The following is a 14,448-nucleotide window of genomic DNA, read 5'->3' as shown; positions in this document are numbered from 1 at the left end:
GTCACACCGAACGGCACCAACGTCATCGCCTCCCGCGCCGAGGCGTGGCTCGACATCCGCGCCGCCGCCGACGACGACGTGCGCGCCCAGCTGGCCGACACGCTCGCCCGCGTCGAGGCGGTCGTGGGCGCCGAGGGCTGCACGCTCACGGTGTTCGAGGAGTCGTTCTCGCCGATCGTGGCGTTCGAGCCGGAGCTCACCGACCGGATCGCCGCGATCCTCGGCGACGTGCCCGCGATCCCGACCGGGGCCGGGCACGACGCCGGCATCCTCGCCCCGCACGTGCCGACCGCCATGATCTTCGTGCGCAACCCGTCCGGCGTCTCGCACGCCCCCGGTGAGGGCGCGCGCGACGAGGACTGCGAGATCGGGGCCGGGGCCCTGGCAGACGTGCTGCGCGATCTCGCGGGAGCGGCCGCATGACCGCGTTCCACTGCGCCCAGGCGCTCGTCGGCGGCGAGTTCGTCCCCGGTGTGCGCATCGAGACCGACGGGGATGCCATCCGCGCGCTCGACGTGCGCGCCGACGCCCAGCCGGGCGACGTGCGCCTGACCGCGGTCGTCCCCGGGTTCGAGAACGCGCACTCGCACGCCTTCCACCGCAACCTCCGCGGGCACACCCACGCCGGTGGCGGGGACTTCTGGCAGTGGCGCACGCGCATGTACGCCGAAGCGGCCGCGCTCACGCCGGACGGCTACCGCGAACTCGCGACGCGCGTGTTCACCGAGATGCGGGATGCCGGTTACACCTCGGTCAGCGAGTTCCACTACGTGCACCATCGGCCGGACGGCACGCCGTATCCCGCGCACGACATGGAGATCGGGCTCGCCGAGGCGGCCGCGGCCGCCGGCATCCGTCTGGTGCTGCTGGACACGCTCTACCTGCGCGGAGGAGTCGGCGCGCCGCTCGCGCCGGAACAGCAGCGTTTCGGCGACGGCGACGTGCATGCCTGGCTTGCGCGCTGGCACGCGCTGCGCGCGGCTCTCGCCCCCTATCCGCTGACGACGCTCGGCGCGGCCGTGCACTCGGTACGGGCCGTCGAGCCGGCCGATCTGTCGGCGGTCGCCGCAGGGCTGCCGGCGGACATGCCGCTGCACGTGCACGTCTCGGAGCAGCCCGCGGAGAACGAGCAGTGCCTCGCCGCGCACGGGGTGACGCCGACCGCCCTGCTCGCCGCCCACGGTCTCGTCACGGCGCGTCTGTCGGCCGTGCACGCCACCCACCTCACCGACCTGGACATCCGCCTGCTCGGAACCGCCGGAGCCACGATCGTGATGTGCCCGACCACGGAGGCCGACCTCGGCGACGGCATCGGCCCCGCGCCGGAGCTGCTCGCCGCCGGTGCGCGCCTCGCGATCGGCTCGGACCAGAACGCGACGATCGACCCGTGGGAGGAGACCGCCCGGCTCGAGCTGGACCAGCGCCTGCGCCTGCAGCGCCGCGGGATCTTCACCCCGGCGCAGCTGTGGTGTGCCGGTTCCGGCACGGACGGATTCCGGATCGGCCGTCCCTTCGACGCTGTCGAGGTCGACCTGGGCACCACCCGCACCGCCGGCGCGGACCCGGTGCAGCTGCCCCTCGTCGCGCGCTCCGGTGACGTGACGGCGACGATCGTGGCGGGCCGCCTCACCCGCCCGGAGAGGTGAGTCCATGCTGATCACGAACATCGGCGAGCTGACCACGAACGTCCCGGCCGGCGACGACCGGTCCGGGACGCTGAAGGATGCCGCGATCCTCATCGAGGACGGCCGGATCGCCTGGGTCGGCCGCGCCGCCGAGGCGCCGGTGCATCCCGACACCGTCGACGCACGCGGGCACGCCGTCATCCCCGGCTTCGTCGACAGCCACAGCCACTTGATCTTCGCGGGCGATCGCGCGGACGAGTTCGAGGCGCGGATGACCGGCGTGCCGTATGCCGCGGGAGGCATACGTCGCACCGTGACCGCGACGCGCGCGGCGTCGGACGACGATCTGCGTGCGCGGCTGGCCGACCACGTGGCGGAGGCGGCACGTCAGGGCACGACCACCCTCGAGGTCAAGACCGGCTACGGGCTGACCGTGCACGACGAGGAGCGCGGCGCGCGCATCGCCGCGGAGGTCACCCCCGAGGTGACATACCTCGGCGCCCACGTCGTGCCGGCCGAGTACGCGGACGCGCGCGACGAGTACGTGGACCTGGTGACCGGCCCGATGCTCCGGGCCGCCGCACCGCACGCCAAGTACATCGACGTGTTCTGCGAGCGCGGCGCGTTCACCGCGGACGAGGCCCGCCGCGTCCTCGCCGCCGGCATCGCAGCGGGCCTGATCCCGCGCATGCACGGCAACCAGCTCGGCCCCGGCGAGGGCGTGCAGGTCGCCGTCGAGATGGGGGCGGCATCCGTCGACCACTGCACGTATCTGAGCGATGAGGATGTCGCGGCGCTGGCCGGCTCCGACACGGTGGCGACCCTGCTTCCCGGCGTCGAGTTCTCCACCCGGCATCCGTATCCCGACGCGCGCCGTCTCATCGACGCGGGCGCGACCGTCGCGATCGCCTGCGACTGCAACCCGGGCTCGTGCTACACGAACTCGATGCCCCTGATGGTCGCCCTGGCGGTGCGCGAGATGAGGATGACCCCGGCCGAAGCCGTCTGGGCGGCGACCGCCGGCGGGGCCCGGGCGCTGCGCCGCGACGACATCGGCGTGATCGCGCCCGGCAAGCGCGCCGACCTCGTGATGCTGGACGCCCCCACGCGCGTGCACCTGGCCTACCGCCCCGGCGTGCCGATCATCGAGCGCGTCTACAAGGACGGCATCCGGGTCGCCTGACGCGCCCCCCTGCTCGTTGACTTGCCCTGGATGTACGGCGCGCGCGGCGTGTCGCGTACATCCAGGGCAAGTCAACGAGGCGCAGCGGGGCCGGATGGGCCGCTGGAGCGGGCGGGGCGGCGGGGACTAGGGGACCTGCAGGTCCCACTGGGCCGGTTCGACGCTGTCGATGACGTGCCAGTCGTCGTCATCCCACGAGAAGGTGGCGACGGCGCACGTCGGCATGTGGTCGATGCGCTCGCCCGACAGGGCGCAGGCCAGGTCGGTCATGCCGGGATCGTGCGCCACGATCAGCACCGAGTCGGCGCCCGCGAGCCCGGCCTCCTCGACCGCGCGCAGCAGTTCGGGGGCGGATGCCGCATACAGCTCGGACTGCAGGTCGGGCTCGACGCCGAACTCGTCGGCGAACGCCCGCGCCGTCGTGCGCGCCCGCAGCGCCGTGGACGACAGGATGACGTCGGGCCGGAAACCGGTGTCGGCCAGGCGCGCGGCCTGCACCGGGGCATCCCGCTCGCCGCGCGCGTTCAGCGGACGGTCGTGGTCGGGCAGGGACGGATCGCCCCAGTCGGATTTCGCATGGCGCACCAGGGCAACGCTGATCATGCTGGCATCGTCCCACGGGACGACGCCCGTGGAGCGAACGAAGGGGTCGCTCACCGACCGATCGGGATCACGGCCTGCGCGACCGCGAAGATCGTGACCCCCGCGATGGCGCCGACGACCGTGCCGTTCAGCCGGATGTACTGCAGGTCGCGTCCCACCATCAGCTCGATCTTCTCGGTCGTCTCCGCGGCATCCCACCGCTCGACGGTCTCCACGATGATCGAGGCGATGTCATGCCGGTAGCGGTCGACCGCCGTGACCGCGGCGGCCGTCAGCCACGAGTCGACGCGTGCCTGCAGCCCGGGATCGGTCGCGAGCCGGTGCCCGATGTCGCCGACCGCGCTCGTCGCCCGCGCCCGGAGTGCGCTCCGCGGATCGGCGAGGGACTTCAGCAGACCGGACTTCGCGGCATCCCACACCTGCGCGGCCAGCGCCCGCACGCGCGGCGAGTCGAACACGGCGCGTTTGGCGCCCTCCACGCGCGCGATCATCGCCGGATCCTGCTGCAATGCGTCGGCGAGACGCGCGAGATACCCGTCGATCGCCGCCCGCGCCGGATGCCCCGGATCGGCCTGCACCGCGCGCACGAATCCGACCGCCTCACGGTAGACCGTCGCGTCGACGAACCGGTGCGCCACCGACGGCACCCACGCGGGCAGGCGCCGCGACACGAGTCCGTCGAAGGATGCCCGGTTCGCATCCAGCCAGGTGGCGATGCTGTCGACGGCGAGGTCGACGGCCCCGTGATGCGCCTCCGCGGCGACCACCCGCTCCAGCCATGCGCCCGCCGCCGGCCCCCATTCGGGCTCGAGCAGGTGCTCGCGGGCGAGTTCCGCGAGCACCTCCTGCACGTCGTCGTCGCTGAGAGCGCGCAGGATGCCGGTGGCCACCCCCGACGCTTCCCGCACCACGCGGGCCGCGTGCGCGTCGTCGGCGAGCCAGCCGCCCAGGCGCTCCGCCATCGCGGTCGCCCCCAGCTTGGCGCGCACCGCGTCCGCCGAGAGGAAGTTCGTCTCGACGAACTCGCCGAGGCTGCGGCCGATCTCGTCCTTGCGGGACGGGATGATCGCGGTGTGCGGGATCGGCAGCCCGAGCGGATGCCGGAACAGCGCGGTCACCGCGAACCAGTCCGCCAGGGCACCCACCATGCCGCCCTCGGCCGCGGCCCGCACGTACTGCAGCCAGCTCACCCGGCCCTCCAACGCGAACGCGACGACGAACACGACCGCGAGGGCGACGAGGGCGCCGAGCGCGACCGACTTCATCCGCCGGAGCGCCCGCAGCCGGCCGCGGTCGGCCGGGCTCAGCAGGGCGGTCGGGGTGCGTGGCATCCGCTCATCCTGCCACTGTCTGCGGCGAGTAGCCTGGCCTGGTGATCGATGACATCAAGAAGCGTGCGAAGCATCGCACCGCCATCATCGAGGGCCAGGTGCGCGGGCTCGCGAAGATGATCGAGAACGAGGACTACTGCATGGACATCATCGGTCAGTCCCGCGCCATCCAGAAGGCCCTCGAGTCGCTGAACAAGCTGCTGCTCGAGAACCATCTGCGCACGCACGTCACGCACATGTTCGAGCACGGCGGCGACGAACAGGACCAGGCCGTCGCCGAACTGCTGAAGGCATTCGACTTCGACTCGCGCTCCTGACGTCGAGGGGCGGCGTGGGATGCTGGGCGTATGAGCCTTCCCCACGCCGACATCGATCCCGACGGACTGCTGGAGTACTCGGTCGTGTTCACCGACCGCTCGCTGAACCACATGTCCCAGCGCTTCATCGGGGCGGCTCGCCAGACGCTGGAGATCCTCCGCAGCACCTACAACGCGCACAGCGTGGCCCTCGTCAACGGGGGCGGAACCTATGCGATGGAGGCGGTCGCCCGGTCGTTCGCGACCGGCCGCCGCACGCTCGTGGTGCGCAACGGCCTGTTCTCGTACCGGTGGTCGCAGATCCTCGACGCCGGCGCCATCGCCTCCGAGACCACGGTGTGCGCCGCGCGTCCGGAAAGCGACGCGCACCAGGCGGCGTGGGCACCCGCTCCGATCGACGAGGTTGTCGCCGCGATCCGGGCGCAGCGTGCCGACGTGGTCTTCGCCCCGCACGTCGAGACGGCCGCCGGGATGCTGCTGCCCGACGACTACGTGCGTGCCCTCGCCGAGGCGGTCCACGAGAACGGCGGACTGATGGTGCTCGACTGCATCGCGTCCGGCGGGATGTGGGCCGACATGGCGGCACTCGGCGTCGACGCGCTGCTGAGCGCCCCGCAGAAGGGCTGGAGCGGAACCCCGGGCGTCGGCTACGTGATGCTGAGCGCCGCCGGCCGCGCGGCCGTCGAGTCCGGGACCATGACGAGCTTCGCCGTCGATCTCGGCACCTGGCTGAAGATCTCGGACGCGTATCGCGACGGCCGCGCCGCGTATCACGCGACGATGCCGACCGATTCGATCTTGCACAACCTGGGCGAGATGATCGCGACCACCGCCCGGGGCCTCGAGACCCTCCGCAGCGCGCAGCTCGAGCTCGGCACCCGCGTGCGTGAGTTGCTTGCGACGCACGGCATGCCGTCGGTCGCGGCATCCCGATTCGCGGCGCCGAGCGTGGTGGTCGTGCACGCGGACGACCCGGGTCTGCGCACCGGAGCCCGGTTCGTGGCGAACGGGGTGCAGGTCGCCGCCGGCGTACCGTTGCACTGCGGCGAGCCCGACACGTTCTCGACCTTCCGGGTGGGCCTGTTCGGGCTCGACAAGCTCGCGGACGTCGACGGCACGGTCGGCCGGCTGGCTTCCGCGCTCGAGCGCATGGGCGCCTGAGCCGTCCTATGGCAACGGTCCGAGCCAGGCGTTCGCGGCCGTCGAGTGCGCCGATTCCGGGTCGGACGGATGGAACATCCCGGCGAGCACGTCGCGGTACAGGCGGCTGAGCTCGTTGCGGGTGAAATACGCGGACCCGCCGGCGGTGAGCATCGCCTCGTCGACGACGTGCTTGGCCATGGTCACCGCACGGTGCTTGACGCCGGAGAGCAGCGTGAACCAGCGCATGCCGTGGTCGACGCCGGCATCCACATCGGCGCACAGCGACGCGAGCTGCAGCGGCAGCGCGTCGTACGCGAGCGCCATGCCGGCGATGCGCCACCGGATGTCGGGGTCCTCGCTGAGCGGGCGGCCGGTGCGCTTCGACGTGCGCGCACCGGCGGCCGCCACGGCGAGGTCGAGGGCCCGGCGGGCGACGCCGGTGTAGACGGAGCCGAGCAGCAGCTCGAACACGCTGAAGATGCCGAACACGATCGGATCCGCACTGGGGCCGGCGTCGATGCGGCGCACCACCCGGTCGGGCAGGGCCACCACTCCGTTGAGCTCGGTGGTGCGGCTCTGCGTGCCGCGCATGCCCATCGTGTCCCAGTCGTCGCGTGTGACCACGGCGTCGCCGCGCGGCACGAACGCGTAGACGAGTTTGGGCCCGTCCGGCGACGTGGTGTCGAGGCCGTGCAGTCCGAGCCGCGTCCACACCGGGCCGAGCGACGTGAAGATCTTGCGTCCGGTGAAGACGTACCCGCCGTCGGGCAGGGGCACCGCGTCCGTGTCGCTGCCGAACAGCACGAGGTCGTTGCCGGCTTCGCTGATGCCGAAGGCGAACACCTCGCCGGCGACGGCCTCCTCCTGCACGAACCGCAGCGAGTCGATGCCCCGATCGGCCATCACCTTGGCGACGCCGGTCCACACCAGGTGCATGTTCACCGCGAGGGCCGTCGCCGGGGAGGCGGTCGCGAGCCGCTGCTGCAGCACGGAGACCTCGGCGAGGCCGAGGCCCGCGCCGCCGAGCTCGGCGGGCACGAGCAGGGCGAGATAGCCGGCTTCCCGCAGGTCGTCGAGATCCTCCTGCGGGAACACGTTGTCGTGGTCGACCTGCGCTGCGCGGGAGCGGATGCGCTCGAGCAGCACGTCCGGCAGATGGGTCGTGGGGTCGAACGCGGTCATCGCAGGGCCTCCATCAGCAGCGTCATGGTCTGCTCCGGATCATCACGGTGCGGGGAGTGCCCGGCGCCGGTGACGACCGACATCGTGAAGCAGGGGTTGGTCAGCACGCGGCGGGCGGTCTCGCCCTGGAAGAGCGAGTTGACCTCGGGGTCGGCCGCGATCACGTGCGCCGGCACCGTGACGGCGGAGGCGGCATCCCGCACGTCCCACGTCGTGTTCTGCACACCCGTCTGCTCCACGGCCCAGCGGCTGGTGCGGCGCAGCGCGTCGACCTTGAGCTCGACGTCGTGGGCGTGCCAGCGCGGGTTCGCCCGGTGGACGGACTCCGCGGACGGGTCGTCGAAGGATGCCGCCTGCCCGCTGTTCACCGCTTCGCGCTGCTCGTCGTCGAGGTGGATGGCGGGGTCGACGAGCACCAGGCGGCGCGCCCAGCGCGGGTGGCGCGCGCTCGCGAGCGTCGCCGAGGTGCCGCCGAGGGAGTGTCCGATGACGAGGTCCCACGCGCCGGCATGGTTCGGATGCGTGTGCGCGAGATCGGCGGCGTACGCCTCGATCCGGTAGTCGAGTGCCCGCGGCGCGTCGCCGTGGCCGCGCAGGTCGACGGCCTGGGCGTACCAGCCGGCGTCGGCGAGGGCGAGGCCGAACCGCCACATCAGGGCGGCCGTCGAGCCGAGTCCGTGGGCGAGCAATGCGTGCCGGTCGGATGCCGGGTCGCCCCAGCTGAGCCGCGGCAGGGTCACGGGCGAGACCATGGTCGCTCCTTCCGCCGTGTGGTCACGGCAGGTGAACAGGTTCGGTGTCGGGGATGGGACTGGCGTCCCGGAATCGCAGGTCGGGGAACCCGCGCACGAACACGACCGCCACGACGAGGCCCACCGCGGCGAACCCGATCGCGGTGATGAACGCACCCACGGACCCGGCTCCGTCGATCAGGAATCCGGCGATGGCGGAGCCCGCGGCGGCGCCGATCAGCTGCCCCGTTCCGACCCAGCCGAAGGCCTCGGCGGTGTCGCTGAACTTGACGCTCGCGGAGGTCATCGCGAACAGCACGGCGAGGGCCGGCGCGATGCCGATGCCGGCGACGACGAGCGACCCGCCGAGCCACCAGACGTCGAGCGACACGAGCGTGAGCGCCAGGCCGCCGGCGACGATGGCGAGGCGTCGCGTCATCGCCCACCGGCCGATCGGGATGCTGCCGGACAGCAGTCCGCCGGCGAGGCTGCCGAGGGAGAACACCGCCAGCACGAGGCCGGCGTCGAGGCCGCCGTGGCCGAACGTCGCGACGACTCCGGCCTCGACGGCGGCACAGGCTCCGATGAGCAGGAAGCCGATGATGGTGGCCAGCAGCACGGCGGGGCGCAGCAGCACCCGGCCGAAGGCGCGGCGGCTGCGCGGGATCCGCACCCGGCCGACCTCCGGCGAGAGGATGAACCAGGCGCCGCCGCCGAGCAGGATGACGACGATCATGAGGAGGCCCACCACGGTGCTGATCTGCGTCGACACGAACGTGACCAGCACCGGCGCCACGATCCAGATGATCTCCTGCAGCGAGGCGTCCAGCGAGAACAGCGGCGTGAGCTGGGTCGAGTTGACGAGCTTCGGGTAGATCGTGCGCACGGCGGACTGCACGGGCGGGGTCGAGATGCCGGCGAGAGCCCCGAGCACCATGTCCAGGGGGAGGAGCGGCGGCAGGAGCGAGAGCGCGGTGATGCTGGCCGCGCACACGACGGTGGTGAGTGCGAGCACCTGCCGGATGCCCCAGCTGCCCATCCAGCGGCTGGTGACGGGTCCGGCGACCGCCTGGCCGACCGACGCCGCCGCGAGAACGAGCCCGGCGTCGCCGTACGAGCCGGTGGTGTGCTGCACGTGCAGCAGCACGGCGAGGCTCGTCATCCCCATCGGGAACCGGGCGGTCAGCTGTGCGGCGATGATGCGACCCACACCGGGGGAGCGCAGGAGCTCCCGATACCCCGAACCTGCCACCCCTCAACGCTAGCGATCCCGTCCGACGCGTGCACGGCGCGACCACGACACGCCGGGAGGGCACCGCGACACGCCGGAGCGTCTGTCCACAGGCGGATCGGATGTCGGAGCCCCCGCGTAGCGTCCGGTTGTGGAGGGATGCCGTCCGACTCCCTCGCGACCCGCGTGATTCCGCCCGTGACGAGGTCTCGCGGACTGTGGACGGATCGGTGGAGGAATTGTGGGCGAGATGGGGAATGCGGTGGAAAACTACACTGTTGTAACTACTAGCCCTAGTGGTGCTTCCTCCGCCCCGTACCCATATGTAGTATTGGAGCTCCGGCGGCGGGGACTTGCCGGAACAACGTCAAATCAGAGGGGAGAGGCTGGTCGACATGGCGATCACCGTCTACACCAAGCCTGCATGCGTGCAGTGCAACGCGACCTACCGTGCGCTGGATTCGAAGGGGCTCGAGTACGAGGTCCACGACCTCTCGCAGGACCCTGATGCGCTCGAGCAGGTCAAGGCTCTCGGCTACCTGCAGGCGCCGGTCGTCGTCACCGACGAAGACCACTGGTCGGGCTTCCGTCCCGACAAGATCGACGAGCTCGCCGCTCGCCTCGCGTAGCCCTTCGACGAAGCTCAGGGACCGGGGCGGGCCGTGACCGCAGGTGTCATGACGACTCACGAGAGCGGGACCCGCCTCGGTGCGGGCCCGGTCCCGCTTCTGGTCTACTTCTCGAGCGTCTCGGGCAACACGGCCCGATTCGTCGAGAAGCTCACCGCCGCGCAGCAGGATGCCGGTCATCGCCTGCGCAGCATCCGCATCCCGCTCCACTCGACCGAGCAGCCGCTCGTCGTCCACGAGCCGTTCGTCCTCGTCACCCCGACCTACGGCGGGGGACAGGGACGCGGCGAGGAACGCGGGGCGGTGCCCAAGCAGGTCATCCGGTTCCTCAACGACGAACGCAACCGGAGCCTGATCCGCGGAGTCATCTCCACGGGCAACACCAACTTCGGCGAGCACTTCGGTCTCGCCGGCGACATCATCAGCCGCAAGTGCCATGTGCCGCACTTGTACCGGCTTGAACTTTTCGGCACGCCAGAAGACGTGGAACGCGTCAGCAGGGGAATGGAGCGATGGTGGAAGCAGCACTGACAGAGGCGGGCTTCAAGACGGACGCGCGCTTCGAGGGGATGGATTACCACGCCCTCAACGCGATGCTCAACCTGTACGGCGCGGACGGCAAGATCCAGTTCGACGCCGACCGCCGGGCCGCGCGCGAGTACTTCCTGCAGCACGTCAACCAGAACACGGTGTTCTTCCACTCGCTCAAGGAGCGCCTCGACTACCTCGTCGAGAAGGAGTACTACGAGGGCGCCGTCATCGACAAGTACCCGTTCGAGTTCATCAGCCAGCTCAACCAGCGCGCCTATGACAAGAAGTTCCGCTTCGACACGTTCCTCGGCGCGTTCAAGTACTACACGAGCTACACGCTGAAGACCTTCGACGGCAAGCGCTACCTCGAGCGCTTCGAGGACCGCGTCGTGATGACCGCGCTCGGCCTCGCCGACGGCGACCAGAAGCTCGCCACGGAGCTCGTCGACGAGATCATCGCCGGGCGGTTCCAGCCGGCGACCCCCACCTTCCTCAACACCGGCAAGGCGCAGCGCGGCGAGCTCGTCTCGTGCTTCCTGCTGCGCATCGAGGACAACATGGAGTCAATCGCCCGCGGCATCAACTCCGCCCTGCAGCTGAGCAAGCGCGGCGGCGGCGTGGCGCTGCTGCTGTCGAACATCCGCGAGGCGGGCGCGCCGATCAAGCAGATCGAGAACCAGTCCTCGGGCATCATCCCGGTCATGAAGCTGCTCGAAGACAGCTTCAGCTACGCCAACCAGCTGGGTGCCCGTCAGGGCGCCGGCGCCGTCTACCTGTCGGCGCACCACCCCGACATCATGCGGTTCCTCGACACCAAGCGCGAGAACGCCGACGAGAAGATCCGCATCAAGACCCTCTCGCTCGGCGTCGTGGTGCCCGACATCACGTTCGAGCTCGCCAAGAACAACGAGGACATGTACCTGTTCTCTCCGTACGACGTCGAGCGCGTCTATGGGGTGCCCTTCGGCGATGTCTCGATCACCGAGAAGTACCGCGAGATGGTCGATGACGCGCGCATCAAGAAGACGAAGATCAACGCGCGCCAGTTCTTCCAGACCCTGGCGGAGATCCAGTTCGAATCCGGCTACCCGTACATCATGTTCGAGGACACGGTGAACCGGGCCAACCCCATCAAGGGCCGGATCAACATGTCCAACCTGTGCAGCGAGATCCTGCAGGTCAACACGCCCACGACATACAACGAGGACCTCTCGTACGCCGGGATCGGCAAGGACATCTCCTGCAACCTCGGCTCGATGAACATCGCCCTGGCGATGGACGGCGGCGACCTCGGCCGCACCGTCGAGACCGCGATCCGGGCGCTCACCGCGGTGAGCGACCAGAGCCACATCGCGTCGGTGCGCTCCATCGAGGACGGCAACGACCGATCGCATGCGATCGGCCTCGGCCAGATGAACCTGCACGGGTACCTGGCGCGCGAGCACGTGCACTACGGCTCCGACGAGGGCATCGACTTCACGAACATCTACTTCTACACGGTGCTGTTCCACGCCCTGCGGGCCTCGAACCTCATCGCGATCGAGCGCGGGCAGACCTTCGACGGGTTCGCCGACTCGACGTACGCGTCGGGGGAGTTCTTCGACAAGTACCTCGAACGCGAGTGGGCGCCGGAGACCGAGAAGGTCAAGGAGCTGTTCGCCGGCATCGCTGTACCCACGCAGGCCGACTGGGCGGCGCTGAAGGCGTCGATCCAGGAGCACGGGATCTACAACCAGAACCTGCAGGCGGTGCCGCCCACCGGCTCGATCTCGTACATCAACAACTCGACGAGCTCGATCCACCCGATCGCATCGAAGATCGAGATCCGCAAGGAGGGCAAGCTCGGTCGCGTGTACTACCCGGCGCCGTTCATGACGAACGAGAACCTGGAGTACTACCAGGACGCGTACGAGATCGGCTACGAGAAGGTCATCGACACGTACGCCGCCGCCACCCAGCACGTCGACCAGGGCCTGTCGCTCACGCTGTTCTTCAAGGACACCGCGACCACGCGCGACATCAACAAGGCGCAGATCTACGCCTGGCGCAAGGGCATCAAGACGATCTACTACATCCGCCTGCGGCAGCTGGCGCTCGAGGGCACCGAGGTCGACGGCTGCGTCAGCTGCATGCTCTGACACAGCCGGGTCTCGCTCCGCTCGCTCAACGACCGACCAAAAGGAAAACACATGGCAGAGAAGCTTCAGCTGCTGGATCACGTGCAGGCGATCAACTGGAATCGCATCGAGGACGAGAAGGACGTCGAGGTGTGGAACCGCCTCACGGGCAACTTCTGGCTCCCCGAGAAGGTGCCGCTGTCCAACGACATCCAATCGTGGAACACGCTCACCCCCGACGAGCAGACCCTCACGATGCGCGTGTTCACCGGCCTCACGCTGCTCGACACCATTCAGGGCACCGTCGGCGCGGTTTCGCTCATCCCCGATGCGGTGACGCCGCACGAGGAGGCTGTGTACACGAACATCGCGTTCATGGAGTCGGTGCATGCGAAGAGCTACTCGTCGATCTTCTCGACGCTGTGCTCGACGAAGGACATCGACGAGGCGTTCCGCTGGTCGACCGAGAACGTCAACCTGCAGCGCAAGGCGCAGATCGTCATGGAGTACTACCGGGGCGATGAGCCGCTCAAGCGCAAGGTGGCATCCACCCTGCTCGAGTCGTTCCTCTTCTACTCGGGCTTCTACCTGCCGATGCACTGGTCGAGCCGAGCCAAGCTCACCAACACCGCCGACATGATCCGCCTCATCATCCGCGACGAGGCCGTGCATGGGTACTACATCGGCTACAAATTCCAGAAGGGTCTCGAGCAGGTCGACCAGGCGACGCGCGACGACCTCAAGGACTACACCTTCTCGCTGCTCTACGAGCTGTACGACAACGAGGTGCAGTACACGCAGGACCTCTACGACAGCGTCGGCCTCACCGAGGACGTCAAGAAGTTCCTGCACTACAACGCGAACAAGGCGCTCATGAACCTCGGCTACGAGGCCATGTTCCCGTCGACGGTCACGAACGTGAACCCGGCGATCCTGTCGGCCCTGTCGCCGAACGCCGACGAGAACCACGACTTCTTCTCGGGGTCGGGCTCGTCGTACGTCATCGGCAAGGCGGTCAGCACGGAAGACGACGACTGGGACTTCTGACGCACCGGTCAGGGCGGATCGCCTGACGAAACACAGGCCCGGCGGCCCGCTCTGTGAGCGGTCGCCGGGCCTTCGTCGTCCGCTCATACGAGGTTGAGACCGGGTGCTCAAGACGGCCGCAATTCTCCCTCAAGAAATCCGCAGGTTGCAATTGCCGAACGTTCAGCCGTGGCTACCATGAGCCAACTGCGTGCCGGCCGCTGGGGATCGGCGCCAGGTGAGACTGGGGAGCCACCATGGCACGACGACGTGTTTTCCGAACGCTGGCCGCTGCGGTCGCAGCGCTTCTCCTGGTGACGGGAGGTGCCACAGCCGCATTCGCCGACGGGCTCGCGCTCGACGGCGACGGCATCTCGCCCGTCACCAACGGGCAGGCGGCCAGCATCGATGTGTGTACGGGCCAGGCCGCGCAGTTCAACGTGCTCATCGCCGCACGTCGCAACGGCAACGGCAACGGCAACGGCAACAGCGACTCGAACATCTTCGCCAACGGCAGCAGCGTGGCCGTCTGGTTCGATTCCGCGACCGACGGCATGACCGCGACCGTGACGCCGGGCACCATCACGGTGCAGAGCACCTGGGCGAGCCAGGCCACGAACTTCCAGAGCACCTCCACCGCGCTCGCAGTGGTCACCCTGCCGGCGCAGACCGCCAGCGGTGCGGGAACGGTGACGTTCAAGTTCGACGGACACAACGCGTCCAACGGGGACGTCGGCGGGACCAACACCGTCAACGTCACGTGGACGGCCCACAACTGCGACACGACCGCGCCGACGCT

At 69.6% G+C, this 14,448-nt stretch carries 15 protein-coding genes; 10 read left to right on the top strand and 5 right to left on the bottom strand.

Annotated features, from left to right (window positions below):
- From VJR25_RS11110 to hutI, 3 genes are all read left to right on the top strand, one after another.
- Window positions 1-423, top strand: a 423-nt coding sequence (locus tag VJR25_RS11110) for a M20/M25/M40 family metallo-hydrolase (protein WP_324115035.1), incomplete at its 5' end; no start/stop codon positions are given.
- Complete coding sequence (locus VJR25_RS11105) at window positions 420-1,646, top strand: formimidoylglutamate deiminase (RefSeq protein WP_324115034.1); 1,227 nt, start codon at window positions 420-422, stop codon at window positions 1,644-1,646. The genes VJR25_RS11110 and VJR25_RS11105, both read left to right, overlap by 4 nt.
- Before the next feature lie 4 nt (window positions 1,647-1,650).
- Window positions 1,651-2,808 carry an imidazolonepropionase gene (gene hutI, locus VJR25_RS11100; RefSeq protein WP_324115033.1) on the top strand — a complete coding sequence of 386 codons (1,158 nt, stop codon included), beginning with the start codon at window positions 1,651-1,653 and terminating at the stop codon, window positions 2,806-2,808.
- Between the two features lie 126 nt (window positions 2,809-2,934).
- On the opposite strand, the gene VJR25_RS11095 is transcribed toward hutI, so the two are convergent.
- The gene (locus VJR25_RS11095; RefSeq protein WP_324115032.1) at window positions 2,935-3,411 is read right to left on the bottom strand and encodes a SixA phosphatase family protein; all 477 of its coding nucleotides are present in this window, start codon (window positions 3,409-3,411) and stop codon (window positions 2,935-2,937) included.
- Window positions 3,412-3,461: 50 nt separating this feature from the next.
- A complete protein-coding gene (locus tag VJR25_RS11090; protein ID WP_324115031.1) occupies window positions 3,462-4,742 on the bottom strand; it encodes a DUF445 domain-containing protein in 1,281 nt (426 codons plus the stop codon).
- A gap of 41 nt (window positions 4,743-4,783) precedes the next feature.
- On the opposite strand from VJR25_RS11090, the gene VJR25_RS11085 reads away from it, so the two are divergent.
- Together VJR25_RS11085 and VJR25_RS11080 are read left to right on the top strand one after the other, a co-directional pair.
- Window positions 4,784-5,059 carry a metal-sensitive transcriptional regulator gene (locus VJR25_RS11085; RefSeq protein ID WP_324115030.1) on the top strand — a complete coding sequence of 92 codons (276 nt, stop codon included), beginning with the start codon at window positions 4,784-4,786 and terminating at the stop codon, window positions 5,057-5,059.
- Window positions 5,060-5,089: 30 nt separating this feature from the next.
- Window positions 5,090-6,220 (top strand): alanine--glyoxylate aminotransferase family protein, encoded by a 1,131-nt coding sequence (locus VJR25_RS11080; RefSeq protein WP_324115029.1) that lies wholly within the window; start codon window positions 5,090-5,092, stop codon window positions 6,218-6,220.
- A gap of 6 nt (window positions 6,221-6,226) precedes the next feature.
- On the opposite strand, the gene VJR25_RS11075 is transcribed toward VJR25_RS11080, so the two are convergent.
- The 3 genes from VJR25_RS11075 to VJR25_RS11065 are packed head-to-tail and all read right to left on the bottom strand — an operon-like array spanning window position 6,227 to window position 9,316.
- Window positions 6,227-7,384: an acyl-CoA dehydrogenase family protein gene (locus tag VJR25_RS11075; RefSeq protein WP_324115028.1), complete on the bottom strand. Its 1,158-nt coding sequence runs from the start codon at window positions 7,382-7,384 to the stop codon at window positions 6,227-6,229.
- The gene (locus tag VJR25_RS11070) at window positions 7,381-8,136 is read right to left on the bottom strand and encodes an alpha/beta hydrolase (protein WP_324115027.1); all 756 of its coding nucleotides are present in this window, start codon (window positions 8,134-8,136) and stop codon (window positions 7,381-7,383) included. Before VJR25_RS11070 ends, VJR25_RS11075 begins: the two co-directional genes overlap by 4 nt.
- A 22-nt stretch (window positions 8,137-8,158) precedes the next feature.
- Window positions 8,159-9,316: an MFS transporter gene (locus tag VJR25_RS11065; RefSeq protein ID WP_414683772.1), complete on the bottom strand. Its 1,158-nt coding sequence runs from the start codon at window positions 9,314-9,316 to the stop codon at window positions 8,159-8,161.
- Window positions 9,317-9,741: 425 nt separating this feature from the next.
- On the opposite strand from VJR25_RS11065, the gene nrdH reads away from it, so the two are divergent.
- The 5 genes from nrdH to VJR25_RS11040 form a co-directional block, all read left to right on the top strand.
- Window positions 9,742-9,975 carry a glutaredoxin-like protein NrdH gene (nrdH, locus tag VJR25_RS11060; RefSeq protein WP_324115025.1) on the top strand — a complete coding sequence of 78 codons (234 nt, stop codon included), beginning with the start codon at window positions 9,742-9,744 and terminating at the stop codon, window positions 9,973-9,975.
- A gap of 48 nt (window positions 9,976-10,023) precedes the next feature.
- Window positions 10,024-10,506 carry a class Ib ribonucleoside-diphosphate reductase assembly flavoprotein NrdI gene (nrdI, locus tag VJR25_RS11055; protein ID WP_324115024.1) on the top strand — a complete coding sequence of 161 codons (483 nt, stop codon included), beginning with the start codon at window positions 10,024-10,026 and terminating at the stop codon, window positions 10,504-10,506.
- Window positions 10,488-12,644 (top strand): class 1b ribonucleoside-diphosphate reductase subunit alpha, encoded by a 2,157-nt coding sequence (nrdE, locus tag VJR25_RS11050; protein ID WP_324115023.1) that lies wholly within the window; start codon window positions 10,488-10,490, stop codon window positions 12,642-12,644. The genes nrdI and nrdE overlap by 19 nt, the downstream gene beginning before the upstream one ends.
- Window positions 12,645-12,695: 51 nt before the next feature.
- The gene (gene nrdF, locus VJR25_RS11045) at window positions 12,696-13,670 is read left to right on the top strand and encodes a class 1b ribonucleoside-diphosphate reductase subunit beta (protein ID WP_324115022.1); all 975 of its coding nucleotides are present in this window, start codon (window positions 12,696-12,698) and stop codon (window positions 13,668-13,670) included.
- 293 nt (window positions 13,671-13,963) lie between these two features.
- On the top strand, window positions 13,964-14,448 hold a 485-nt coding region (locus VJR25_RS11040; RefSeq protein WP_324115021.1), incomplete at its 3' end, for a hypothetical protein.

Source organism: Microbacterium sp. (assembly GCF_035277845.1).
Taxonomy (GTDB): Bacteria; Actinomycetota; Actinomycetes; order Actinomycetales; family Microbacteriaceae; genus Microbacterium.
Note: the sequence above shows the minus strand (reverse complement) of the source record. Positions and strands in the feature narration are given on the sequence as shown.

Coding starts and splice junctions, on each gene's coding strand:
- VJR25_RS11105 (WP_324115034.1), top strand. CDS start 420: ATGACCGCGTTCCACTGCGCCCAGGCGCTCGTCGGCGGCGAGTTCGTC.
- hutI (WP_324115033.1), top strand. CDS start 1,651: ATGCTGATCACGAACATCGGCGAGCTGACCACGAACGTCCCGGCCGGC.
- VJR25_RS11095 (WP_324115032.1), bottom strand. CDS start 3,411: ATGATCAGCGTTGCCCTGGTGCGCCATGCGAAATCCGACTGGGGCGAT.
- VJR25_RS11090 (WP_324115031.1), bottom strand. CDS start 4,742: ATGCCACGCACCCCGACCGCCCTGCTGAGCCCGGCCGACCGCGGCCGG.
- VJR25_RS11080 (WP_324115029.1), top strand. CDS start 5,090: ATGAGCCTTCCCCACGCCGACATCGATCCCGACGGACTGCTGGAGTAC.
- VJR25_RS11075 (WP_324115028.1), bottom strand. CDS start 7,384: ATGACCGCGTTCGACCCCACGACCCATCTGCCGGACGTGCTGCTCGAG.
- VJR25_RS11070 (WP_324115027.1), bottom strand. CDS start 8,136: ATGGTCTCGCCCGTGACCCTGCCGCGGCTCAGCTGGGGCGACCCGGCA.
- nrdH (WP_324115025.1), top strand. CDS start 9,742: ATGGCGATCACCGTCTACACCAAGCCTGCATGCGTGCAGTGCAACGCG.
- nrdI (WP_324115024.1), top strand. CDS start 10,024: ATGACGACTCACGAGAGCGGGACCCGCCTCGGTGCGGGCCCGGTCCCG.
- nrdE (WP_324115023.1), top strand. CDS start 10,488: ATGGTGGAAGCAGCACTGACAGAGGCGGGCTTCAAGACGGACGCGCGC.
- nrdF (WP_324115022.1), top strand. CDS start 12,696: ATGGCAGAGAAGCTTCAGCTGCTGGATCACGTGCAGGCGATCAACTGG.